The following is a 22,295-nucleotide window of genomic DNA, read 5'->3' as shown; positions in this document are numbered from 1 at the left end:
CTTATCAGGATCGTTCCGCAGAGAGAGTAATGCAGACAGACCGCAATCAGGCAGGTATCGTCACAGCAACCGCACTGCCGCTTGGCACCTGCCGGGTTGCCGTCCTCATTCCCTGCTACAACGAGGAAGTAACCATAGCTGGCGTTGTGCGCGACATGCGGGATGCCCTGCCAGACGCCTCCATCTATGTTTATGACAATAACTCCAGCGATCGAACCGTCGAACTGGCGAGAGAAGCCGGTGCCATCGTTCGACGTGAGCGCTTGCAGGGCAAGGGCCATGTCATAAGGCGCATGTTTGCGGATATCGAAGCTGATTTTTATGTGCTGATTGACGGCGATGGCACTTATGAGGCGGCTGCGGCCCCGCAGATGGTGCGTATGGCGCTCGAAAACGGACATGATACCGTGATGGGCGTGCGTGTTCATGAAGCGGTTGCCGCCTACCGTCCTGGCCATGTACTGGGTAACAAGGTACTGACCGGTCTGGTCGTGAGCCTGTTTGGTCGGGGTCAGTCTGACATGCTTTCGGGCTATCGCGTCTTCAGCCGCCGCTTCGTCAAATCCTTCCCGGCGCTTTCGTCGGGCTTTGAGACCGAGACCGAATTCACGGTGCACACCCTTCAACTCAATATGTCGATGGGTGAAGTCTCGACACGCTATATCGAGCGGCCGGAGGGATCGTTTTCGAAGCTGAATACCTACCGCGACGGCTTTCGTATTCTTGGCACGATCGTCAATCTGCTCAAGCAGGAACGCCCGTTTCTGTTCTTCGGCGCGATCGGCCTGTTCCTCGCTGTGGTTGGCGGCTTGATCGGGCTTCGCTCGGTACTCGACTTCATCGAGACTCACACGGTGCCGCATCTGCCATCTGCCGTACTGGCCACCGGGTTCGAGCTTCTTGCAGCGCTATCGCTGGTTTGCGGGCTCATTCTTAACAGTGTCGCGCTGGGCCGGCAGGAGAACAAGCGTCTGGCCTATCTGGCGCTTCAGGCGCCACCCTGCGTGGATTTCTGACAGGGCGCGCTGGCGGCTGTTACCAGTCCGGTCGCTTCCGGGCCATCATTGCATTTTCCCCGGGGGGATGAAGTCTTGCTTTCCACTCTGCGATCGGCCTTGGCGCTTTCGCCTGTGCGCGTATTCATGTTCTTCGCCTCCATGATGGGGCTTGCCTGTATCCTGCTTATTCCACCCGGGCAGATGCCGGATGAGCGTAATCATTTCGCGCGAATCGTTCAGATCGCCCAAGGCGGGTTTGTTGGCATCAAGCTCGACGCGGCTCAGGCCGGGGGCTATCTGCCTGCCAATTTTCCCTCTGAGGCAGAATTGCTGAACAGCCTGCGCTTCCATGCCGAAACCAAGGTGGACATGAACGAGCTTTCAGCGCTTGCCGCCCGTCCATGGGATCATCGCCAGAGCTGGGCCTCCTTCGGCAATACGGTCATTTACGCTCCTATCACCTATCTGCCGGGCGCGGTCGTCACCTTTATCGGTCGCCATACGCGGGCGACGATCATCCAGACCAGCATCATGGTGCATGTGATCAACGCGGTGATCAGCATTGCTCTGTGCACGCTCGCCATCGCGCTGGCCCGTCGCGGGGTGCTTTATCTAATGTTGCTTGCGAGCCTGCCCATGGTGATGGCGCTCAACGCGTCATGCTCGCAGGATGGCCTGATCTTCGCGCTCGCCCTTCTTACGGCTTCGCTGCTTACCCGGATCAATACGCTTGATCCGGGATCAACGCGCTTCTGGATTGGTATCGCCTGTCTTTTCGCGGTTCTGACGGTCAGTAAGCCCCCTCTGCTGCTGTGCAGCCTTATACCGCTTGGCCTGTTCCCAGCGCGGGAATGGCTGGGTTCGGGGCGCTGCAAATATCTGGCGGTGGCCCCTTTCGTGGCCAGCATTGTGGCGTTTTTGATCTGGCAGCATTTCGGCATGACCCCGACCAAAGTGCAGTTCCTTGATGGGTCAGGCACGTCGGATAGTGGTCAGGTGCACTGGGTACTCACCCATCCTCTCTCGCTGCCGATGCTCGCCTATACGACGCTCAAGGTGAATCTCGGTCACAACATTCACGAGTTCATCGGAGTGCTTGGTTGGCTGGATACACTGTTTCCGGCCTGGTTCTATCGCCTTGTCTATGTGACGATTCTCGCTACGCTCTGCTTTTGCGCCTATCCAGCGATCAGAAACCGGGCTTTGGCACAAAACGGCAGAACGGTTCTTGTGACGGTGCTTGCGATGCTGCTTGCAGTCGGCGCTGTCTACTTCTCGCTTTATGTGATCTGGACCCCGGTAGGTGCGCCCATCATCGATGGCGTTCAGGGTCGCTACTTCCTGCCGATTGCGCCCTTTCTGGCTCTATTGTTTCCCCTCATGCCAAGAGCAGGCCAGCTTTCCCCGTCGGAAAGCACACAGCGTTGGGCCATGCTGGGTATGACCGCTTTCCTGTGCTTTGACGTTGTAACGCTCACGAGCGTTCTGGCCGCACGTTTCTGGTAAGGGAGCGCCTTGCTCCTCGAACCTGGGATGCTCAATAAAAAAAGCCCGGCTTGACCGGGCTTTTTTGTCGCAGGAAGGTGCCTTATCGGGCCTTCAGAAACGCTGCGAGCGCTTCGGGGTAGAGGCGATGCTCCTGCTCCAGAACGCGTGCCGCAAGCGCGGAGGGTGTATCGCCCGGCAGGACCGGCACCTCGGCCTGGCCCAGCACCGGGCCTTCATCTACACCATCGGTAACCAGATGGACCGTGCAGCCATGACGGGTATCACCCGCCGCCAGGGCGCGCTCATGCGTATCCAGACCGGGATAGGCCGGTAGCAGGCTCGGGTGAATGTTGAGCATGCGGCCCGCCCATCGCCCGACGAGATAAGGGGTGAGGACGCGCATGTAGCCCGCGAGGCAGATCACTTCGATTCCTGCCTTTTCGAGACACGCTTCAATGGCCTTCTCGTGTCCTTCGCGGTCTTTCGGGAAAAGACGGTGATCGATCGCAACAGCTTCAAGGCCTGCGTTTCGTGCCGTCTCGAGCCCCGGTGCATCCAGGTTATTGCTCAGCACAAGGGCAATGCGCGCCGGATAATCCGGTCGTGCACAGGCCTCGATCAGGGCATTCATATTGCTGCCGCGCCCCGAGATGAAAACCGCGATGGGGGTTTTATGGACAGCCATTGCCTCGCTCATAGGGCGAAATCAACCTGGCCATCCAGCGCATAGCGTGGGCCATTGGCAGTAACGTCACCAATGCGATAGCCCTTTTCGCCTCGGGCTTCGAGCATGGCCAGAACCTTCTCGGGCTCGGGCGTGATCAGAACCATGCCGATGCCGCAATTGAAGACCTTGAGCATTTCGTCATGCGCGACATTGCCCGTGATGGCCAGCCAGCGGAAGACAGGGGGCACGGGCCAGGTATCGGCTTCGATCTGTACGCCCAGACCTTCTGGCAGGACGCGCGGCAGGTTCCCGGGCAGGCCACCACCGGTGATGTGCGCACAGCCATGCAGCAACCCGGCATGATGCAGGGCCATGACCGTTCGCACATAAAGCGCGGTGGGGCGCAGCAGCGCTTCGGCGAGCGTGCTGCCCGGCTCGAAGGGAGCTTCGCTGTTCCATTGCAGACCGCTCATGGCCTTGATGCTGCGCACCAGCGAATAGCCGTTGGAATGAACGCCGGTGGAGGGAAGGGCGATCAATGTGTCACCTTCCGTGATGCCGGCGGGAAGCAGGGCGGAACGTTCGGCAGCGCCAACGCTGAAGCCGGCGAGATCGTAATGCCCGGAGTCATACATGCCGGGCATTTCGGCAGTTTCACCGCCGACCAGTGCGCAGTCCGTATCGCGGCAGGCCTGCGCAATACCCTTCACGACACGGGCAGCATCTTCAACAGCCAGTTTGCCGGTTGCCAGATAATCAAGGAAGAAAAGCGGCTGAGCGCCCTGTACCACAAGATCATTCACACACATGGCGACCAGATCGACGCCGACCGTATCATGCTGACCGCTCTCGATGGCGACCATGAGCTTTGTGCCCACACCATCGGTGCAGCTGACGAGGATCGGGTCGGTGAAGCCAGCGGCCTTGAGGTCGAACAGCGCACCGAAGCCGCCCAGACCACCCATTGTGCCCGGCCGGTCGGTCGATTTTGCTGCGGGCTTGATCGCCTCGACCAGCGCATCACCGGCCTCGATATCGACGCCGGAATCGCGATAGCTTGCTGAAGGGGAAATCGGATCGGTCATGCTGTCGCCTCGCTCGAAAAACCTGGCCGGTTGCGTTAGTATCTGTCCTTCTAATGGAGCCGACCCGGCTCGGAAAGGACCGGAACGGCTATTGAATGGACAAAGAAGCGGGAATTGACGGATTGGCGCCGGGCAACGCCGCCGCGCAACTCGCGCTGGCGCTGCGGCCGCCTGCAAGCGTTGCAGCCCGTCACTTCATTCCGTCGGCCTCCAACGCACAGGCGCGCCACTGGCTGAACCAGACTGGCTGGCCCGACCGCAGGCTGCTGCTTTGCGGTGACGACAGCTGTGGCAAGTCGCATCTTCTGCACATCTGGGCGGCGAGGCGTCAGGCACGTGTTGTAGATGCGGCGACGCTGGATATGGCGCAGGTGGTCGAGATTGCGGGGGCAGCCCACACCACACTGGCGCTCGATCATCTGGAGCGTGTGACATCCGAGCGTGCCCTGCTGCATCTGCTTAACCTGGCGCGTGAACATCGCACGACCCTGCTCATCGCTTCGCGTTATGCGCCTGTCCGGCTGCCCATCGTTCTGCCTGATCTGGCGAGCCGCTTGCGGGCCATCACGGTGGTGCCGCTTCTGTCGCCTGAGGATTCCCTGCGTTTTGCCCTGCTTCTGCGCCTGATTGCAGAGCGTCAGATGATTGTCTCCAAGCCGATTCTCGATTGGCTCATGCACCATCTGCCGCGCACCTGCGATGCGATCGTAAGCGCAGTCGACCGGCTCGATCAGGCTGGGCTTGCTCATAACAGGCCACTCACGCGGGTCCTTGCACGACAGGCCCTGTCGGGACTGCTGGATGAGCCAGCCCCCGGCGAGCGTTGAACCTGACCACTCGGGCCATCACCGGGCCGGAACGTTTTATGATGATTGGGTTAAGGGGTTTGACGCGCGCTGCTCACGAGCCGATGTTGTTACTTCTCATTGGACAGAAACAGGAAACGTAGCGCGTGACGTCGTCTTCGGAAAAGGACTCAAAGCCCGCCCCCTCCAAGGCACCACGCGCCACACGGGCGAAAGCCCCAAGGGCGACGCGCGCCACGCGTGCCGTAGCCCGGATTCCTGACCCCGGAATCGTGACCTCACCGACGCGGTTCATCAACCGTGAATTATCCTGGCTCGATTTCAACCAGCGCGTGATTGAGGAGGCGGAAAACAGCCGCCACCCGTTGCTGGAGCGTCTGCGCTTTCTGTCGATCAGTGCCAGTAATCTGGATGAATTCTACTCGGTGCGTGTGGCAGGGCTTGTTGGTCAGGTGCGCGAGGGGCTGGTCGCCCCCTCGGCTGATGGTTTGACGCCAGCGCGCCAGCTGACGAGCGTGCGCCGCAGCGCGGCGAAGCTCTTTGCGGCACAGCAGCGCATCTGGCGCCTGTTGCGCGGTGAACTCGCCCAGGCGGGGCTTCGCTTGTGCACACGTGAGGAACTGACAGACGCCGAGCGCGAGAGCATTGCCGCCAAGTTCGAGAACGAGATCTATCCTGTTCTGACGCCGCTTGCCATCGACCCCTCGCACCCCATGCCGTTCATTCCGAATCTTGGAATGGCGTTGGCACTACGCCTCAATGACCCGACGATCCCGGGGTTTTCGATGGATGCGCTGATTCTGCTGCCCCAGCAGATCGACCGTTTCATACGGCTGCCGGCGCCGCACAAGGAGGAGCCGGATATCCGCCCCGATGTGCGCTTTGTGGCGCTGGAGGATGTCATCCGGCTGCATATCACACGCCTCTTTCCCGGGATGGAAATTGCCGAGGGCGGGGTGCTGCGTATCATCCGCGATTCGGATGTCGAGTTCGAGGACGAAGCCGAGGATCTGGTGTTGTCCTACGAGACAGCGCTCAAGCAGCGCCGCCGTGGTGTGGGCATCCATCTTGCCCTTGACGCCTCCATACCGGAGAGCATGGGGCGTGAGTTCGCTGAAGAACTCGACGTGGCACGTGACGATGTGGTGGTTCAGCCCGATATCATCGGTGTGGTCGATCTCAAGCAGATGATCGTATCCGATCGCCCTGACCTGCTGTTCAAACCCTATACGCCGCGCTTCCCTGAGCGAATCCGCGATTATGACGGCGATTGCTTCGCAGCGATTCGCGCCAAGGATATCGTGGTGCATCATCCCTTCGAGAGCTTCGATGTGGTGGTGCAGTTTCTCAAACAGGCAGCGCTTGACCCCAACGTGGTGGCGATCAAGCAGACGCTCTATCGCACCTCGCGGGACAGCCCCATTGTGCGGGCGCTGATCGAGGCCGCCGAGTTGGGCAAGTCGGTCACGGCGATGGTTGAGCTGCGCGCGCGCTTTGACGAGGAAGCCAATATCCGCCTCGCGCGGTCGCTCGAATCGGCAGGCGTCCAGGTGGTGTTCGGCTTCACCCATCTCAAGACGCACGCCAAGCTCAGTCTCGTTGTCAGACGGGAAGCTGGGGGGCTGCGGTCCTACGCGCATTTCGGTACGGGCAATTATCATCCGATTACGGCGCGTATCTATACGGATCTATCCTTCTTCACCTGCGATCCCCAGCTCGCGAGCGATTCGGCCAAGCTGTTCAACTACATGACGGGTTATGCGACCCCGGTGGATATGGAGGCACTCGCTTTTGCCCCCATCACGCTGCGTGACACGCTCATGGACCTGATCGAGGGGGAGATCGCTCATGCCAAGGCCGGTCGCCCTGCCAAGATCTGGCTGAAGATGAATTCCCTGGTCGACCCGGCCCTGATCGATGCGCTCTACCGGGCGTCACGCGCCGGGGTGAGGGTGGTCGGAATCATTCGGGGTATCTGCTGCCTGCGCCCCGGTGTGCCGGGCCTTTCGGAAAATATCGAGATCCGTTCGATCGTCGGTCGGTTTCTGGAACATGCGCGCATCTTCGCGTTTGGCAATGGCCATCGGATGCCTTCGCACAAGGCCAAGGTCTTTATCTCCTCGGCTGACTGGATGGGACGAAACATGGATCGTCGCGTCGAGGCGATGGTGCCGATCTTCAATTCGACCGTCCATGCCCAGATCCTGGGTCAGATCATGACCATGGATTTACGTGACACGCTTCAAAGCTGGGTGCTTTCCTCGCGTGGGGATTGGCATCGTGTATCTCCGGGGGCTAATCCCTTCTCGGCGCATGAATATTTCATGCATAACCCTTCGCTCTCTGGGCGCGGCTCGGCAGCGAGGGAGAAACCGCAGGATAAGGATGCGGGTCGTCGTGAACGGCCCGAGCGTATCCGCGAAGATTGAGGAAGAGGGTAGAGTGACGGGTACTGACGCGCCAAAGGGCCATCATCGCGCCGCCATCGTCGATCTGGGATCGAATTCGGTCCGGCTGGTCGTGTTCGAGGGCGTCACCCGTAATCCGATCCCGATCTTCAATGAAAAAGCCACGCTGCGTCTGGGGCGCGGGCTTGAGCAGACGGGCCGCCTGAATGAGGAGGGGCTGATACTCGCACGCGATGTCATGACCCGCTTCAATGCCATTGCGCGCGCAATGGACGCCCATCCTTTTGAGGTGCTGGCGACGGCTGCCGTTCGCGATGCCAGCAACGGGCGCGAATTTGTCGAGACGCTGCACGAGTGCATGCCCGACGTGCCGATCCGTATCCTTTCGGGTGAGGAGGAAGCTGATTACGCTGCTACCGGCGTGCTCTGTGGTCTGCCTGATGCAGATGGCGTTGTTGCTGACATTGGCGGTGGCTCGCTCGAGCTAATCCGTGTGGCAGGGGGGCGGCATAATGAGGCCTGCACCAAGCCACTTGGGGTGATACGCCTGTCTGACCGTTCCGGCGGTGACCTCAAACGTGCACGTGAGGTTGTGGAAGCCGATCTAGATGATGTGGCGTGGCTGCCTGCCCTGAAGGGTAAGCCGCTCTATTTGGTTGGGGGCGCCTTCCGCGCCCTGGCCCGGTTGCAGATTGCCCGCACGCATTACCCGCTCAATATCGTTCATCTCTACACGCTGGGTGCCGATGAGGCGCGCGAGATGGTGACGTGGCTGATCGATACCCCGCGCAAGATGCTGGAGAAAGTACCCGGCTTCCCGCGCAAGCGTCTGGACGATGTCCCGTTTTCCGCAACCGTCCTGCGGCGCCTGATGCGTATCGTGCAGCCATCACAGATCATTTTCAGCGTCGATGGCCTGCGGGAGGGCTGGTATATGCGCAAGGTCGGGCAGGAGGTTGCTGCACTCGACCCCTGTCGGGCACTGGCTGATGAGACCGCGCACCGTCTGAGCCGCAGCATGGAGCTGCCCGATGATCTCGTGCGCTGGACGGAGCCCTTGTTCCAGCATGAAACGCCGTCCGAAACGGCATTGCGCGACATGGCCTGCCGTATGTCCGACATCGGTTCGTTCGATCACCCCGAATATCGCGCAGCCCAGACCTATCTGCGCATCATGCGTATGCATGGGGTTGGCTTTGACCACCAGTCACGCGCCTTCGTCGCCCTGACACTGGCGGTCCGTTACGAGGCCGACCCGGCCGATCCCCTTATGGAAGTCTCGCGGCGTCTGCTCTCACCCGATGATTGCGACCGCGCCGTGCAGCTCGGCTTTGCGCTTCGCCTTGCCTATACGATCTGCGGTGGCACGTCGGCGCTCCTCAAGAATACCTCGCTCTCGATCGAGGACGGGATTCTCTGGCTGAGCCATAACGAGCAGAGCAGCTTTGCTGCGGGTGGCGGGGTCAAGCGTCGCCTTGAGCGACTGGGTCAGAGCATGGCTCTCTCAGCAGCCACCCGCTCGTGCTGAAATCGTTCCTTCTCCTGACCGTTGCGGCGCTGACTGGAATCAGCCCTGCTCTTGCCTCACCTCCAGGGCTGGTCATTCATAAAGACCGTGATCCAGACGTACTCTGGAAACTTGTGCATGGTCGTTGCGCTCGCGGGCTCAAACCTTGCACGGTCTACGATGAGACTCATGGCTTTGCGCTGCTCCACTCCATAGAAGGTCGAGGGCAGTATCTGCTGATTCCTACGGAGAAAGTAACAGGCATGGAGAGTCCCGTACTCCTGCGACCTGAACAGCCAAATTATTTCGCCGAAGCTTGGGCATATCGCGAGCGTGTCGGGCAAGATTACCATCGCTCGATCCCGGAGAGCGAGCTCTCTCTTGCGATCAATTCCGCTCACGGGCGCTCGCAGAACCAGCTCCATATTCATCTCGACTGTATCGATGTCAGAATGCGCGCTTTGCTGGATCGCAACACGGCATCCATTGGCCCCTCATGGTCATATCTTTCAGAGAGTTTCAACAATCACCATTATCGTGCGCTCTATCTCGCCACGATGAATGGTTCGCCTTTCCGCATCCTGGCAGCCAACCTTGCCCATCCCGAGGAGGAAATGGGAAATCACACTCTCATCGTGACACCCCTGGGAACTGGCTATGTCCTGCTCGACGATGTTGTGGGTGGTGACGACCGTGCGTCCGGTGAGGAAATCCAGGATCATCGGTGTCAGGGGCGCGGTAACTGAATGATTGCCCGGCGCCCCTGACCGATAGATGGGTTCGCGTATCTCAGACAAGGCGAGATCTTTTTGGCCCCGACACCATGGCGGGGACGACCAAGAGTGCCTTCCTATCTATTTGTCCTTCCCGTCTATTCCTTCGGCCTTTAACCTGCCGCCCTTAACTGTTGATCTGCGATTTGCCCGGGCGGCATCATGGGCGCGCCCTGCTGTAGAAAAGAGTGGAAGCTCGTTCCAAATCCCAGAGGATAGGGTCCTCCGGAAATCACTTCGATGCAAAGCATGAACTCTGTCTCGGTGGGGATATGGTTTATCGGAAGGTTTGCGCGCCCCTGGGTCCAGCGATGCTTGCCTTTCTCCGGCACATCCCATCCAGGTAAATCGGACTGGGTGATATGGATGTCTATCTCGGTCGTCTGAAGACTATCGTAAATGACGATATCCTGAACTAGAACGCCGAGAAGACGCTGATCGTCAAGGAAGGGGCCAATTGCTTCCGAGGGTTTGAAAACCCGGGAGACGAGGTGCAGATTGCGCAGATCCGCCGGGACCATAAAGACATGCCAGTTCCCCTTGCGTCTCAGCGGTTTAATCCGTCTGCCATCATCGGTTTCCAGATAAAGGCCAGCGTCTTCGATCGAGGGATTTAGGCTCGCAGGTGAGTGGCCCGTGAGACCCAGCCCGCGACCCTCAAGTTCACGGTAGATCGGCTCCACAAAGCAACGCTCGACGCCGAGCGGTAGGGCCGGGACAGGCGGCACGAATGATTTGCAGAATTCCCCTCCATTTTCGAGGTTGTTGCTATCGAGGAAGCTCTCGGTCAATACGTGCTCGGCCTGGATAATCGAATGCTTTTCCAGCTTGATATGGAAATAGTCATAGCGAGATAGCCGTTTGTCATATGCAATAGTGGTTTGATTGACGAGCATACGCACGGGTACGAGGCGACCTTTGAACACAAAGCAATGCTCGTCGGTCACCCACATGTCCCGTGCCGGGCAGCCCTCAGAGAAAGCACTACGCATGATACGCACGGGATAACTGGCCGACCTGTCGTCGAAGAGAGGTACTTCGACGTGGCTGGAATGTATCCAAATCACACGTTGAACACCTGTCACGCGACCCATGCTGTCATAGGTCGTGACCAGATCTCCCTCCTTGATTTCCTCTACCGGGATATCGCCGAGCGATGTGGTGATAAGTGTCCCGCGAAGGAAACACGTGATCATTTGGCCGCTCGTGATGCCCAGATATCCATTGCCGTTTACCGTCGGGTTGACGACTGTGCCTTGGTTTACCTGTACAATTCCGCCGGTGGTAATGAACGGGCTGGACATGACGCCACCGGATAATACTCGTACATTGGAGTTATCAAATGCGGTGTTATTATAGGTGTTGCTGATGGCGGATCCTCCAGAATATACAATTCCGGAATCTGAGTCCAAGGTACTCGCCGATACCAAACCTCCCGCCGATACAAAGACGCCCCCATTCTGTACATAGGATGAAACGAGGGTGCCTCCCGCCTGAATATCAACACGAGGCCATTGTAACGGTACATATTGAAGGTAGACACCCGAGGCTACCGCTCCCGAGGTAACCGTAAGGTTGCCGCCGGAAATACGGATCGGTCCCGTCAGCGTTACAGTCCCGCTCTGATAAACGGTCTTACCGTCTGAGAGAACTGCCGACCAGTTCCCTGTGACGACTGTCGCGTTTGGGGCGAAGACAAGTGAGTCGGGAATCTCCCCGTTTCCTACAGTTGCGCCGTTGAAGACCACAAGGCCACCGGTAACAGAGGGTTGACCGCCCACGATTGAGCCGGGATACGCCCCCAGCGATGCTCCGCTGCCCACGACCGGGCTTATGATTGTCCCCCCCGAACTCACCCAAAAACCATTGACGGGCCGATTGATATTGAAGAGACGATCCTCGACGGAAGAGCCCCCGCTCATGACGATAGCAGTATTGGATTCAATATCGTTCGATATTGATTTCCCACCGCTGAAAACCGTGAAGTATCCTTCTCGAATATAGGAGGAAGTCAAAACGCCGCCTGCGGACACATTCACACGGGGATAGCCGCCCGAGTTGCTGAAGAATACGTTGGAGACCGTCGCTCCTGACATGATGTTCAGCGTCGCGCCGTTGAACTGGACAGGGGGATTAACGACGGTGGCCCCGCTTTGGAAGACGGTAACCCCCCCCTGAATTTACGGCGCTCCACGTGCCGGTGAGGATACGGGCATTTGGATCGGGCTGGAAGGCCATGGGCGTTTCGCCTCTCTGCTGCGGCGAACGATAGATCGCGTTTTCGCTCCCTCTGCGACTGGGTCATCAGTCATGAAAGCGGAACTGCTCAGGAATACCCCACTCATCCAGGAGTATCTGGGTACAGATCAGCTCATCTTCGCGTGTCAGAGAGAATACGATGCGACTATCGTTCGCCTGTCGATGTTGTTGAGAGAGAAACTATCGACAGTAGCGGTGCTCGCGATATTATCTTTGCCTCAAGGCACGATGAAAATTGGAATACATGTGACGTCGTGTTGCTGAGACCTTGGGCCCGATCGATGAGCAGCCAATCGATCACCCTGGAGGTATCGGATTGGCCCATGCTTCCACGATTTTGCGAAACCGATCGATGATGCCCAGATTTGGCGAGTGGGCGCGCCAGACCACCCCGCTCGCGAGGAGGATATCGTCATCGGTGGGGCCACGGCTGAAACTCGGCAGAGTGACACCTGCGTTGCTGAGCATCGTGTTCGTAGCGATTGTCATGGCGTTGCACGCGACGATAAGCGGGCGCGCGTCGTAGGCGGAATTAAGTTCGATGACGTTCGCCGGGCTATACAGATTGCGCGATGCAAGCAGGGATTCAAATCGGTCGCGAATTGCGAAGCCCGGTATCGGCAGGACCCAGTTGCGCAACCTGAAATCCGCCCAGTTGTCGAGCACCTCCGAGAGGCTCATCGTGCCCTCCAGCGACACAGCGAAGCAGCGTTCATTCAGCAGGATCTGACTGGATAGGGCAGGGAAATTCTCGATCTGATGCAATGCAATGAAGCCGATATCGTATCGATCCTGTTGCAAGCCATCCAGCAGCGAGGCTCTATCGATCTGCATGATCTTGAGCCTCAACGCAGGTATCTGCTGCCGCAACACGCCCGCCGCGTGCATTGCGATTGCTGAAAGCGACGGTGACTGATAGCCGATGGTTAGCGATTGTGGCGTGTTGAAAAGATTGTCCTGAATCTCGGCAGAGAGTTTTCTCAGCTCGGCCGTGATAATTCCTGAGGAACGGACCAGGAGGTGGCACAGATCGGTGGGCACCATTCCTGACCGGGTCCTGTCAAACAGCTTGTGTCCAATAATCGCTTCGATTTCTGCGCAAGCTTTCGAGATTGCAGGCGGCGTGAGGCCCAGATTGGCGCTGGCAACACTGATATGACCGGTGTTGAAAATCTCGGTAACAACACGCAGATGGCGCAGCTTGAGGTACTGGTCCAGATTGGCTGGCATTGGTATAGTCCCGTCCGGTTAGGGATGCAGAGCGGCTTACTGCGCTTTCTGCCCTTGTCTCAATACGCCCGGAAAGACAAGGCATCCAAAAATCGGGTCGTGACTTGTGATGGGCGCAGGAGTTATTTGCCGAACCCCGCGATGTATCCATGCGCGTCCGGCCAGCACTTCGCCTGGGCTCAGGCTGCGGCACAGTTTGATCGAGCTTGTCCGGGCCTTTTTCGCGCGGACGTCACGGGATTTTCCCCGCGACGCCCTGCGGATGTCAGTCGATCGATTTGAGGATGCCGCCAATCGTCTCGAAGATGCGATCGATCTCGTTCTTCTCGATGACCAACGGCGGTGAAATGGCGAGGATGTCACCTGTGTAGCGCAGCAACAGCCCTTCATGGAAAGCGCGCTCGAACACCTCGAATGCCCGCGTCGTCTTGGCGACTCGGGGGGCAAGTTCGATACCGGCCACAAGCCCCTCATTGCGGATATCGACCACATAGGGCGCACCCTTCAACGAGTGGGCAGCCTCCTCGAAATACGGCGAGAGCGCGGCTGCGCGTTCGAACAGATGCTCCTCGGCATAAGTGTCGAGTGTGGCAATGGCAGCAGCACAGGCGATGGGGTGGGCCGAGTAGGTGTAGCCATGCGGCAGGTCGATGGCCTCGCGCGGTCCCTGCATGAACGCGTCGAAAATCTCGTCGGATACGATATTGGCACCCATCGGGATCGTGCCATTGGTTATACCCTTGGCCACCGTCATGATGTCGGGCACGACGCCGTACTTCTCAGCAGCGAAAGACGCGCCCAGACGACCGAAACCGGTGATGACCTCATCGAAGATCAACACGATGCCATGCTTGGTGCAGATCTCGCGCAAGCGTTTGAGATAGCCCTTCGGCGCTGGCAGCACGCCTGTCGAGCCAGCCATGGGTTCGACAATGACAGCCGCAATGTTCGAGGCGTCATGAAGGGCGACGATGCGCTCCAGATCGTCAGCCAGTTCCGCGCCATGTTCCGGCAGGCCGCGCGAGAAGGCGTTGCGACGCAGATCGAGCGTATGGGGCAGATGGTCCACTCCGGTCAGCAGCGAACCATAGAGCTTGCGATTGCCCGAAATGCCGCCGACCGAAATGCCGCCAAACCCGACGCCATGATAGGCGCGTTCACGTCCGATCAGACGGGTGCGTGTGCCTTCGCCACGCAGGCGATGATAGGCGATGGCAATCTTGAGCGCCGTATCGCCTGCTTCAGAGCCGGAGTTGCAGAAGAAAACGTGGTTGAGCGGATTCGGGGCCAGGCGCGCGACACGGTCTGCGGCCTCGAAAGCCATGGGGTGGCCCATCTGGAAAGCGGGGGCAAAATCGAGGGTCGCGACCGTCTTCTGCACGGCTTCCACGATACGCGGTGCCCCGTGGCCTGCATTGACGCACCAGAGTCCGGCGCAACCATCCAGGACTTCGCGGCCTTTATCATCACGGTAATACATGCCTTTTGCCGAAACGAGCATGCGCGGGGCATCGCGAAACTGGCGATTGGCCGTGAAGGGCAGCCAGAGGGCGTCATGATTGCTGTCGGCAAATGGTGTGGTCATTGTCTCGATCCGGCTCCTTGTGGAAACATCAGGAGAAAATCGTGGCACGGGGCGCAGGATCTGGAAAGTAAGAAGAACTTGCGCAAGCTTTAATTCGGCAGGGGGTAAGATGGGTTCGGCTCGAGGAGCGCTGCTCGCGCTGGCAGTGGGGGCTTTTGCTATAGGCACGACCGAGTTCACCCCGATGGGGTTGTTGCCGGTCATTGCTCAGGATCTTCACATCAGTGTGCCCAAGGCCGGGTCGCTCGTGAGCGCCTATGCCTTTGGAGTCATGCTGGGGGCGCCTATCATGACGCTGCTGCTGGGTGCCATGTCGCGCAAGGCGGCTCTTGTCGGGCTGATGGGGCTTTACATTATCGGCAACCTCGGTGCCGGGCTAAGCCATAGCTATGCCGTCCTGATGATCTGGCGGGTGATTACCAGCCTGTCACACGGAGCGTTCTTCGGCCTTGGCGCTGTAGAGGCATCAAGTGTCGTGGCGCCCGAGCGTCGTGCCTCGGCGGTGGCGTCGATGTTCATGGGGTTGACCATCGCGAATATCTTCGGAGTGCCCGCGGCAACCTGGCTGGGCGATACCATGGGGTGGCGCAGCGCCTTTCTGGTGACCGCGCTGCTTGGCGCCCTGGCCGTGCTGGCCCTCAGCCTCGCCCTGCCACCACGGGGCAGCAATCCACGTCCGGATATCCTTGGCGAATTGCGCGTTCTGGCAGGCGGTGAAGTGTTGCTGGCCCTTGCCGTCACGACACTCGGTGCGGGGATCATGTTCGTTCTCTACACCTATATCGCCCCCTTCCTGCACAGCATCACCCATGCCAGTGAGGGACTCGTCACCCTCGCGCTCATGACGATCGGCGTCGGTTTCAGCATTGGCGCAGCGCTTGGCGGTCGTCTGGCCGATCGCTCCACGCGTTTTGCCCTGTTGCTGATGCTGCCTGTACTGGGTGGCATCATGCTGATCTACCCGTTCATTGCAGTAACGCCGATTGGCGCAATACTTGGTATTCTGGTCTGGAGTGCCGCCTCTTTCGCCATCATGCCAGCGTTGCAGATGCGCACGATGCAGGCGGCGCAACGTGCTCCGGCTCTGGCGTCATCAGTCAATATCGGCGCCTTCAACCTTGGCAACGCGCTTGGTGCCTGGCTGGGCGGCGCGGTTCTGTATCAGGGGCTGGGCTATGGTGCTGTTTCGATGAGCGGTGCCGCACTCGCCGCGCTCGCCATCCTGATTGTTCTGCTTGTTCGTGTCCCCTCAGTGGCCCGAGGATAAACCACCAGCCGGGCCTTCTCCGCAGTACAGGCCTCAGGCCGTTATGTCCTTCCGGGCGAGGACAAGGGCCAGGATTGTTTCCGCCGCGGCGTGAAAATCGCTTTCTTCAAGCGTTTCCTTGCCAAGCAGGGCGGTTACCTGAGGCTGCATATCTGCATACCACTGGGTCATGGCCCACAGACAGAAGAGGAAATGCGTCGGATCGACCTGCGGAATCTCACCCCGCTCCATCCAGACCGTGAATGTCTCACCGAACGGCGTTATCGCCTCACGCAGGGTTGTCGAGAGATAATCATGCAGATAGCGCGCGCCCCCGATAATTTCGTGCGCGAACAGGCGTGACGCATGGGGATTGGCACGTGAGAAGGCGAGCTTGGAGCCGATATAGGCGCGCAGGGCCGTAGAGGCTTTATTTTCGGGGCGAAGCCAGATTTCGCATTCCCGGAGCCATTCCTGCACGGTGCGCCGGAGCACTTCCTGATACAGGGTCTCCTTAGTTGAGAAATAATAATGAATATTGGCTTTGGGAATACCGGCTTCCCGGGCCACAGCAGCAATGCTCGCACCGCTGAATCCATGTTCGGAGAAGATCTTTTCCGCGGCTTCCAGAATGGTCACGACCGCAATTTCCCGAGGCGCGCCCAAAATCATCTCCCGACTGCTTCGTTGTATACGACCGTGTCTAGGCGTATATTAGGGTAATTGCAAGTAGTTGCAACGCTATTCGGGTTATCTGAACCAGAATTTACAAAATAGGCGTCCCGTGCGTTTGTGCACAAGAGGGATAGACGAAGAGGAGATGTTCTGTTTCATTTGGGGAACGAGATATCAATACAGGACGGGGCAGGTATGAAAAACGATTGTTTGAGGCAAGGACATGCTCCGGCGCACCGGTCTTGTGAGCCGTCTCTACAGCTGTGAAGATAACGCAATTGTATCTTGGCTTCACAGGAGCGCCGCCTGCCATGAATTATTCGTCTATCGTCCATGCCGTTTCTCGCCGACGCGCAAATCGTTTCGGGCGCGCATTAGCGCTTGCCTCTGTGCTTGGGGCAACGGCAGCGGGCGCTGCCCACGCGGTGCCGGCTAATGTAGGCGATGCAGCGATTGCCGCCACCGCCTATCATGATAGCGGGGCCTATGATCGTGAGTTCGCCGCCGTGATCGAGGAGGCATCGGACTGGGTTCGTCTGCGCGCCGCGCATGTGAGCAAGCCTGCGATTGTCCTGGATATCGATGAGACATCGCTCTCCAACTGGCCTGAGATTAAGGCCAATCATTTCGCCTATTTTCATGATGGTCAGTGCGATGTACTGCCCAAGGGGCCGTGCGGCGTGATGGCTTGGGAAATGAGCGCCAAGGCGCAGGCCTTTCCCTCCACGCTCGCTCTGTATCGTGTGGCCCAGCAGCGTGGTGTGTCGGTGTTTTTCGTAACCGGACGCAGTGAGAACGAGCGAGCCGATACGGCGCATAACCTCGAGACTGCTGGCTATAAGGGCTGGTCGGGCCTTGTGCTCAGGCCTGAGGGCAGCCATACGCCGTCGGCCTCGGATTACAAGGCGGCGGCCCGCAGCGAAATCGAACAGAAGGGCTATCACATCATCGCCAATATAGGCGATCAGCCCTCCGATCTCGCAGGTGGTCACGCCGATCGTGGCTTCCTCCTCCCCAATCCATTTTACCGGGTGCCCTGACATGCAGAACAAAGCGCTCCGTGATCTCGCTGACCGGGTTCATCAGGATCTTCAGAAAATTGCCTATGCGTCGGGTCCCTGGGTCTCGTCCACGCTGACCCATCATGGTGAGGCGGTGCTCGATGTTGCGGTGATCGGTGGCGGGCAGGGAGGTCTCTCGACCTCTTTCGCGCTTCGTCGCATTGGCGTGCATAACGTTCGGGTATTCGAGCGCGCAAAGAAGGGGCAGGCGGGGCCTTGGGTTACTTTTGCCCGTATGATCACACTGCGTACGCCCAAGCATGTGACTGGCCCTGATCTCGGCATCCCCTCACTGACGCCGCGAAGCTGGTTTGAGGCGCGTTATGGCAAGGATGCATGGGAGTCGCTGGGCAAGATCGACCGGCGCGACTGGCAGGCCTATCTCGGCTGGTATGAGGAGACGCTTGCCCTGCCAGTAGAGCATGACCGTGAACTGGTCGATGTCGTCTGGCAGGATGGCTTGCTGCATCTTCAGTTCCGTTCACAGGAGGGAGAGATCTCTTACGTCTGGGCACGCCGCCTTGTGCTGGCGACCGGCATTGAAGGCAGCGGGTCATGGCATGTGCCGGAATTCATACGCGAGGCGGTTCCCAGCCATCTCTACGCCCACACCCATCAGCCGATCGATTTCGAGGCGTTGCGTGGCAAGCGTGTCGGTGTGCTCGGCGGTGGCGCCTCTGCCTTCGATAATGCGGCGACCGCGCTGGAAGCCGGTGCCCGATCGGTTGCCGTCTGCATACGCCGCAAGACCCTGCCGCGCATCAACCCGTATCGCTGGATGGAAAATGCCGGGTTTCTGGCTCATTTCCCGGCACTGCCCGATCTGACACGCTGGCGTTTCATGCGCCGCATCTTCGATCTCAATCAGCCGCCGCCACAGGACACGTTCTGGCGTTGCAGCCGTCATGACGGGTTCAGCTTCCATGGCGATACCCCCTGGCTGGGCGCGCGTTGCGAGGGTGAAACCATTACTGTCGATACGCCTCACGGGACGATGGAGTTTGACTTCCTGATTATCGGCACGGGCTTCGTGATCGATTTCAGCAAGCGGCCGGAAACAGCCTCATTTGCCGGAAACGTCGCGCTGTGGCGCGATTGTTTCGAGGCCCCAGACGGCGAGGAAAGCGCCGTTCTGGACTCCTATCCCTATCTTGGCCCGCAGAGCCAGTTCCTGCCGCGCGACCCGGCTCATCCGGATGCCGCCATGCTGGGGGCGATCTATAACTTCACCTTTGCGGCGACGCCGAGCATGGGGCTTTCGGGTGCCTCGATCAGCGGCATGCGCTATGGCGTGGACCGCCTGGCCCGCTCGATTGCTTGCGACCTGTTTGTCCAGGATGGTGAAAAGCACCTTGAAAGCCTGCTTGCCTATGACGCGGAGGAACTCGTCAGTCTCGGTCGAGAGGGTGAGGAGCAGGCATGATTGATGAGGCCACGCTCAATGCGCGTGCGGCTGCGCTTGATCTGACGATTCCGGTCGATTGCCAACCCGGCGTGCTAGAAAACCTTGCCCTGCTCGCGCGGTACCAGAAGCTCGTTCTGTCGCTCGATCTGCCGGAGCGCACTGAGCCCGCTCTCGAGTATCATCCATGAACGCCACCGAGATTGCGCGCGCTGTCAGGTCGGGCGAACGCAGCGCCTTCAGCCTGATCGAGAACTGCCTCGACCGTGTCATCCAGCGCGATGGCACCATCAATGCCGTCACGCGCCTGCTGTCGGAGCGGGCGCTCGATCAGGCACGCCGCATCGATGCTCTTGTGGCCGAGGGGATCGACCCCGGACCGCTGGCAGGGGTGCCTTTTGGCATCAAGGACCTGTTTGATGTGCAAGGTCTGGTCACTACGGCTGGGTCGACGGTTCTGGCCAGCGTAGCGCCGGCCGATTGCGATGCGCTGCTGGTCAGCAGGCTGATTGAGGCTGGCGCCATACCGCTCGCCACGACCAATATGGATGAATTTGCCTACGGTTTTGCGACAGACAATGCCCATTATGGCATCACGAAAAACCCGCATGACAGCGCGCGTCTCGCCGGTGGGTCTTCCGGCGGGTCTGCGGCTGGTGTCGCTGCAGGATATTTCCCGCTCTCCCTGGGCTCCGACACGAATGGCTCGATCCGTGTGCCGGCATCGCTTTGTGGCGTGTGGGGGCTGCGAGCCACGCAGGGCCTGCTGCCAATAGCGGGGTCTTATCCTTTTGTCGCCAGTCTCGATACGGTCGGGCCTTTCACGGCAAGCGCTGCCGATATGCGGGTGATGGTGGAGGTGCTGAGCGCGTCATCTCTGGCGCGGGTGGACGTTGCAGGGCTGAAAATGGCGCGGCTTGGCGGCTGGTTTGCCCAGGATATGTCGCCGGAGATGGAAGCGGCTCTCGCAGCTTTCTGCACGGCCCTGTCGATACGTAGCGAGATCGTTCTGCCAGAGGTCGCAACGGCGCGTGCCGCGGCATTTGTCATCAGCGCATCCGAAGGGGCAGGCCTGCATCTCGATCGCTTGCGTCACAGCCCGGAGCAGTATGATCCGGCGGTGCGTGATCGCCTGCTCGCAGGGGCTCTTGTCCCGGCGCCGCATGTTTTCAGGGCGCACAAGATCCGCCACTGGTTTCGTGAGCGTATGCATGAGGCCTTTCTTGAGGCGGATATTCTGGTTGCACCCGCCGTGGTCGGCCCGGCTCCGCGGATCGATACACCCGTCATCGAAATTGGTGGTCAACCGGTTTCTGCGCGTGCCAATCTCGGCCTTTACACCCAGCCTCTCACTCTGGCCGGTTTCCCGGTCCTGACCGTGCCTCTGGCCATTGACGCTAATGCTGGCAGCGGGATGCCGCTTGGCGTCCAGCTCGTGGCGCAGCCGGGGCGTGAAGATCGTCTCGTTGCGCTCGGCGAGGCGCTGGAACGCGCTGGCGTCGCTCGCGCCCGTATTCTGGAGGATTGATGCTTTTCAGCGCACGCTCCCGCAAGGGAATGGTTACCGCCCCGCATCATCTTGCGGCGCAGGCGGGGAGGGACATTCTCAAGGCGGGAGGCAACGCGGTCGAGGCAGCCGTGGCCGTGGCTGCAACCCTGTCTGTGGTTTACCCCCATATGACCGGCCTTGGGGGAGATGGCTTCTGGCTCATTCGCCGCCCTGATGGCGAAACCGTGGCCATTGATGCGTGCGGCAGGCTCGCCCAGAACGCGACTCCTGAACTCTATGCGGAATGTGACAGTGTGCCCTGGCGTGGCGGGCTGGCAGCCAACACGGTTGCCGGTACGGTTGCGGGCTGGTCGCGAGCGCTTGCCTATGCGGGAGGGGCGTTGCCTCTCTCGACATTGCTGGCCGACGCCATCGATCACGCCGAGAGCGGCATGGTGGTCACGGAGAGCATGGCCGGGCTTATGGCAGCGCATCTGGACGTGTTGAGCTACATGCCCAATTTCAGCGGCCTGTTCCTGCCACAAGGCGATATGCCGATTGCGGGCGCCGTGCACAGCAATCCGGCGCTGGCGCGCACATTGCGACGTCTCGCCAATGCCGGTCTGGGCGATTTTTATCATGGCAAGCTGGCCGATCAGATCGCGGCTGATCTTGCGGCCTGCGGTTCGCCGGTCAGCCGCGACGACCTCAACCACCATGAAGCGCTCCTGACGAAGCCGCTTGAGACCAGCCTTCATCATGGTCGCTTCTTCAATATGGTCGCACCCACGCAGGGCGCGGCTTCCCTGCTGATTCTGGCTCTGGCCGAACGGCTGGGCGTGACCGGGGCTGATACGGTTGACGACATTCATCGCTGGGTCGAGGCGACGAAGGCCGCCTTCATCTGGCGCGATCGTGTGATTGCCGATCCTGCCATCATGGAAACCTCCCCACAGGCGCTTTTGTCCGATCAGGCTGCTCTGGATGATATGGCGGCCTCCATTGATCTGACCCGAGCGGCACCTTGGCCCCATCAGACCCAGCAGGGCGATACCACGTGGTTTGGCGTGATGGACTCGCAGGGCTGGGCCGTCAGCATGATCCAGAGCCTCTATTTCGAATTCGGCTCGGGCATCGTGCTGCCGGAGAGCGGCTTGGTATGGCAGAATCGCGGTGCCAGTTTCGACCTCGTGCCCGGGCGTCTGCGTAGCCTCGTGCCGGGGCGCAAGCCTTTCCACACGCTCAACCCCGCCATGGCCGCGCTCAATGATGGAAGCTTGCTGGCCTATGGCACGATGGGCGGCGAGGGGCAGCCGCAGACCCAGTCAGCCATCGTGGCGCGCAACGTCATTGCCGGGCTGAGCCTTCAGGAATCGATCACGGCACCGCGCTGGCTTCTGGGGCGCACCTGGGGTGAAACCACCACAACGCTCAAGATGGAAACGCGCTTTGGTCCGGAAATCCTAGAGGGGCTGAGCGCGCTTGGTCACGACGTCGAGAGTCTGACGCCATTTGCCACGGCGATGGGTCATGCCGGGGCCATTCGGCGCTATCGGGATGGGACAATGGAAGGGGCCACCGACCCGCGTAGCGATGGCGGCGTGGCGGCGCTTTGA

The 22,295-nt window shown here is 59.7% G+C and carries 18 protein-coding genes; 12 read left to right on the top strand and 6 right to left on the bottom strand.

Translation table 11 applies throughout. The features are described from left to right. The first annotated feature begins 29 nt into the window (after nucleotides 1-29). Both P5689_RS02290 and P5689_RS02285 read left to right on the top strand, forming a co-directional pair. A complete protein-coding gene (locus P5689_RS02290) occupies nucleotides 30-1,016 on the top strand; it encodes a glycosyltransferase (protein WP_285531941.1) in 987 nt (328 codons plus the stop codon). A 75-nt stretch (nucleotides 1,017-1,091) separates the two neighbouring features. Continuing rightward, complete coding sequence (locus P5689_RS02285) at nucleotides 1,092-2,504, top strand: DUF2142 domain-containing protein (RefSeq protein ID WP_285531940.1); 1,413 nt, start codon at nucleotides 1,092-1,094, stop codon at nucleotides 2,502-2,504. Between the two features lie 82 nt (nucleotides 2,505-2,586). Here P5689_RS02285 and purN read toward each other — a convergent pair whose 3' ends face one another. Both purN and purM read right to left on the bottom strand, forming a co-directional pair. Then, the gene (gene purN, locus P5689_RS02280) at nucleotides 2,587-3,171 is read right to left on the bottom strand and encodes a phosphoribosylglycinamide formyltransferase (protein ID WP_285531939.1); all 585 of its coding nucleotides are present in this window, start codon (nucleotides 3,169-3,171) and stop codon (nucleotides 2,587-2,589) included. Nucleotides 3,172-3,179: 8 nt separating this feature from the next. Beyond that, nucleotides 3,180-4,238: a phosphoribosylformylglycinamidine cyclo-ligase gene (gene purM, locus P5689_RS02275; protein ID WP_285531938.1), complete on the bottom strand. Its 1,059-nt coding sequence runs from the start codon at nucleotides 4,236-4,238 to the stop codon at nucleotides 3,180-3,182. A 95-nt stretch (nucleotides 4,239-4,333) separates the two neighbouring features. On the opposite strand from purM, the gene P5689_RS02270 reads away from it, so the two are divergent. The 4 genes from P5689_RS02270 (at nucleotide 4,334) to P5689_RS02255 (ending at nucleotide 9,705) form a co-directional block, all read left to right on the top strand. Next, nucleotides 4,334-5,065 carry an HdaA/DnaA family protein gene (locus tag P5689_RS02270; RefSeq protein ID WP_285531937.1) on the top strand — a complete coding sequence of 244 codons (732 nt, stop codon included), beginning with the start codon at nucleotides 4,334-4,336 and terminating at the stop codon, nucleotides 5,063-5,065. A 233-nt stretch (nucleotides 5,066-5,298) separates the two neighbouring features. Beyond that, nucleotides 5,299-7,473, top strand: a complete 2,175-nt coding sequence (locus P5689_RS02265; RefSeq protein WP_231944704.1) for an RNA degradosome polyphosphate kinase — start codon at nucleotides 5,299-5,301, stop codon at nucleotides 7,471-7,473. Beyond that, complete coding sequence (locus P5689_RS02260; RefSeq protein WP_408868527.1) at nucleotides 7,430-8,980, top strand: Ppx/GppA family phosphatase; 1,551 nt, start codon at nucleotides 7,430-7,432, stop codon at nucleotides 8,978-8,980. The genes P5689_RS02265 and P5689_RS02260 overlap by 44 nt, the downstream gene beginning before the upstream one ends. Beyond that, entirely contained in the window at nucleotides 8,974-9,705 is a 732-nt protein-coding gene (locus P5689_RS02255) for a CDP-diacylglycerol diphosphatase (protein ID WP_023978392.1), read from the top strand. The genes P5689_RS02260 and P5689_RS02255 overlap by 7 nt, the downstream gene beginning before the upstream one ends. A gap of 140 nt (nucleotides 9,706-9,845) precedes the next feature. Here P5689_RS02255 and P5689_RS02250 read toward each other — a convergent pair whose 3' ends face one another. From P5689_RS02250 to P5689_RS02240, 3 genes are all read right to left on the bottom strand, one after another. Next, nucleotides 9,846-11,828 carry a Hint domain-containing protein gene (locus P5689_RS02250; RefSeq protein ID WP_285531935.1) on the bottom strand — a complete coding sequence of 661 codons (1,983 nt, stop codon included), beginning with the start codon at nucleotides 11,826-11,828 and terminating at the stop codon, nucleotides 9,846-9,848. A 460-nt stretch (nucleotides 11,829-12,288) separates the two neighbouring features. Further along, on the bottom strand, nucleotides 12,289-13,221 hold the full coding sequence (locus P5689_RS02245) for a LysR family transcriptional regulator (RefSeq protein WP_023978390.1): 933 nt from the start codon (nucleotides 13,219-13,221) through the stop codon (nucleotides 12,289-12,291). A 265-nt stretch (nucleotides 13,222-13,486) separates the two neighbouring features. Beyond that, on the bottom strand, nucleotides 13,487-14,806 hold the full coding sequence (locus P5689_RS02240) for an aspartate aminotransferase family protein (RefSeq protein WP_285531934.1): 1,320 nt from the start codon (nucleotides 14,804-14,806) through the stop codon (nucleotides 13,487-13,489). Between the two features lie 109 nt (nucleotides 14,807-14,915). Between P5689_RS02240 and P5689_RS02235 the strand changes: the two genes are divergently transcribed. After that, complete coding sequence (locus tag P5689_RS02235; protein WP_285531933.1) at nucleotides 14,916-16,073, top strand: MFS transporter; 1,158 nt, start codon at nucleotides 14,916-14,918, stop codon at nucleotides 16,071-16,073. Nucleotides 16,074-16,106: 33 nt separating this feature from the next. On the opposite strand, the gene P5689_RS02230 is transcribed toward P5689_RS02235, so the two are convergent. After that, nucleotides 16,107-16,724, bottom strand: coding sequence for a TetR family transcriptional regulator C-terminal domain-containing protein (locus tag P5689_RS02230; RefSeq protein WP_051395849.1), 618 nt, complete (start codon nucleotides 16,722-16,724; stop codon nucleotides 16,107-16,109). A gap of 314 nt (nucleotides 16,725-17,038) precedes the next feature. On the opposite strand from P5689_RS02230, the gene P5689_RS02225 reads away from it, so the two are divergent. The 5 genes from P5689_RS02225 to P5689_RS02205 are packed head-to-tail and all read left to right on the top strand — an operon-like array spanning nucleotide 17,039 to nucleotide 22,295. After that, complete coding sequence (locus P5689_RS02225) at nucleotides 17,039-17,767, top strand: HAD family acid phosphatase (RefSeq protein ID WP_023978386.1); 729 nt, start codon at nucleotides 17,039-17,041, stop codon at nucleotides 17,765-17,767. Nucleotide 17,768: 1 nt separating this feature from the next. Next, entirely contained in the window at nucleotides 17,769-19,211 is a 1,443-nt protein-coding gene (locus tag P5689_RS02220; protein ID WP_285531932.1) for an NAD(P)/FAD-dependent oxidoreductase, read from the top strand. After that, nucleotides 19,208-19,381 carry a DUF4089 domain-containing protein gene (locus P5689_RS02215; RefSeq protein WP_023978384.1) on the top strand — a complete coding sequence of 58 codons (174 nt, stop codon included), beginning with the start codon at nucleotides 19,208-19,210 and terminating at the stop codon, nucleotides 19,379-19,381. Before P5689_RS02220 ends, P5689_RS02215 begins: the two co-directional genes overlap by 4 nt. Then, nucleotides 19,378-20,718: an AtzE family amidohydrolase gene (locus P5689_RS02210; RefSeq protein ID WP_285531931.1), complete on the top strand. Its 1,341-nt coding sequence runs from the start codon at nucleotides 19,378-19,380 to the stop codon at nucleotides 20,716-20,718. The genes P5689_RS02215 and P5689_RS02210 overlap by 4 nt, the downstream gene beginning before the upstream one ends. Next, on the top strand, nucleotides 20,718-22,295 hold the full coding sequence (locus P5689_RS02205) for a gamma-glutamyltransferase (protein WP_285531930.1): 1,578 nt from the start codon (nucleotides 20,718-20,720) through the stop codon (nucleotides 22,293-22,295). The genes P5689_RS02210 and P5689_RS02205 overlap by 1 nt, the downstream gene beginning before the upstream one ends.

The organism is Asaia sp. HumB, from assembly GCF_030263835.1.
GTDB classification, from domain to species: domain Bacteria; phylum Pseudomonadota; class Alphaproteobacteria; order Acetobacterales; family Acetobacteraceae; genus Asaia; species Asaia bogorensis.
This window is presented reverse-complemented; position numbering and strand designations above follow the sequence as displayed.

Bases quoted from the DNA above. Each gene is read 5' to 3' on its own strand.
- P5689_RS02235 (WP_285531933.1), top strand. From the start codon at position 14,916: ATGGGTTCGGCTCGAGGAGCGCTGCTCGCGCTGGCAGTGGGGGCTTTT.
- P5689_RS02260 (WP_408868527.1), top strand. From the start codon at position 7,430: ATGCGGGTCGTCGTGAACGGCCCGAGCGTATCCGCGAAGATTGAGGAA.
- P5689_RS02210 (WP_285531931.1), top strand. From the start codon at position 19,378: ATGAACGCCACCGAGATTGCGCGCGCTGTCAGGTCGGGCGAACGCAGC.
- P5689_RS02230 (WP_051395849.1), bottom strand. From the start codon at position 16,724: ATGATTTTGGGCGCGCCTCGGGAAATTGCGGTCGTGACCATTCTGGAA.
- P5689_RS02215 (WP_023978384.1), top strand. From the start codon at position 19,208: ATGATTGATGAGGCCACGCTCAATGCGCGTGCGGCTGCGCTTGATCTG.
- P5689_RS02290 (WP_285531941.1), top strand. From the start codon at position 30: ATGCAGACAGACCGCAATCAGGCAGGTATCGTCACAGCAACCGCACTG.
- P5689_RS02205 (WP_285531930.1), top strand. From the start codon at position 20,718: ATGCTTTTCAGCGCACGCTCCCGCAAGGGAATGGTTACCGCCCCGCAT.
- purM (WP_285531938.1), bottom strand. From the start codon at position 4,238: ATGACCGATCCGATTTCCCCTTCAGCAAGCTATCGCGATTCCGGCGTC.
- P5689_RS02220 (WP_285531932.1), top strand. From the start codon at position 17,769: ATGCAGAACAAAGCGCTCCGTGATCTCGCTGACCGGGTTCATCAGGAT.
- P5689_RS02245 (WP_023978390.1), bottom strand. From the start codon at position 13,221: ATGCCAGCCAATCTGGACCAGTACCTCAAGCTGCGCCATCTGCGTGTT.
- P5689_RS02250 (WP_285531935.1), bottom strand. From the start codon at position 11,828: ATGTCAGGAGCGACGGTCTCCAACGTATTCTTCAGCAACTCGGGCGGC.
- P5689_RS02270 (WP_285531937.1), top strand. From the start codon at position 4,334: ATGGACAAAGAAGCGGGAATTGACGGATTGGCGCCGGGCAACGCCGCC.
- P5689_RS02240 (WP_285531934.1), bottom strand. From the start codon at position 14,806: ATGACCACACCATTTGCCGACAGCAATCATGACGCCCTCTGGCTGCCC.
- P5689_RS02225 (WP_023978386.1), top strand. From the start codon at position 17,039: ATGAATTATTCGTCTATCGTCCATGCCGTTTCTCGCCGACGCGCAAAT.
- purN (WP_285531939.1), bottom strand. From the start codon at position 3,171: ATGGCTGTCCATAAAACCCCCATCGCGGTTTTCATCTCGGGGCGCGGC.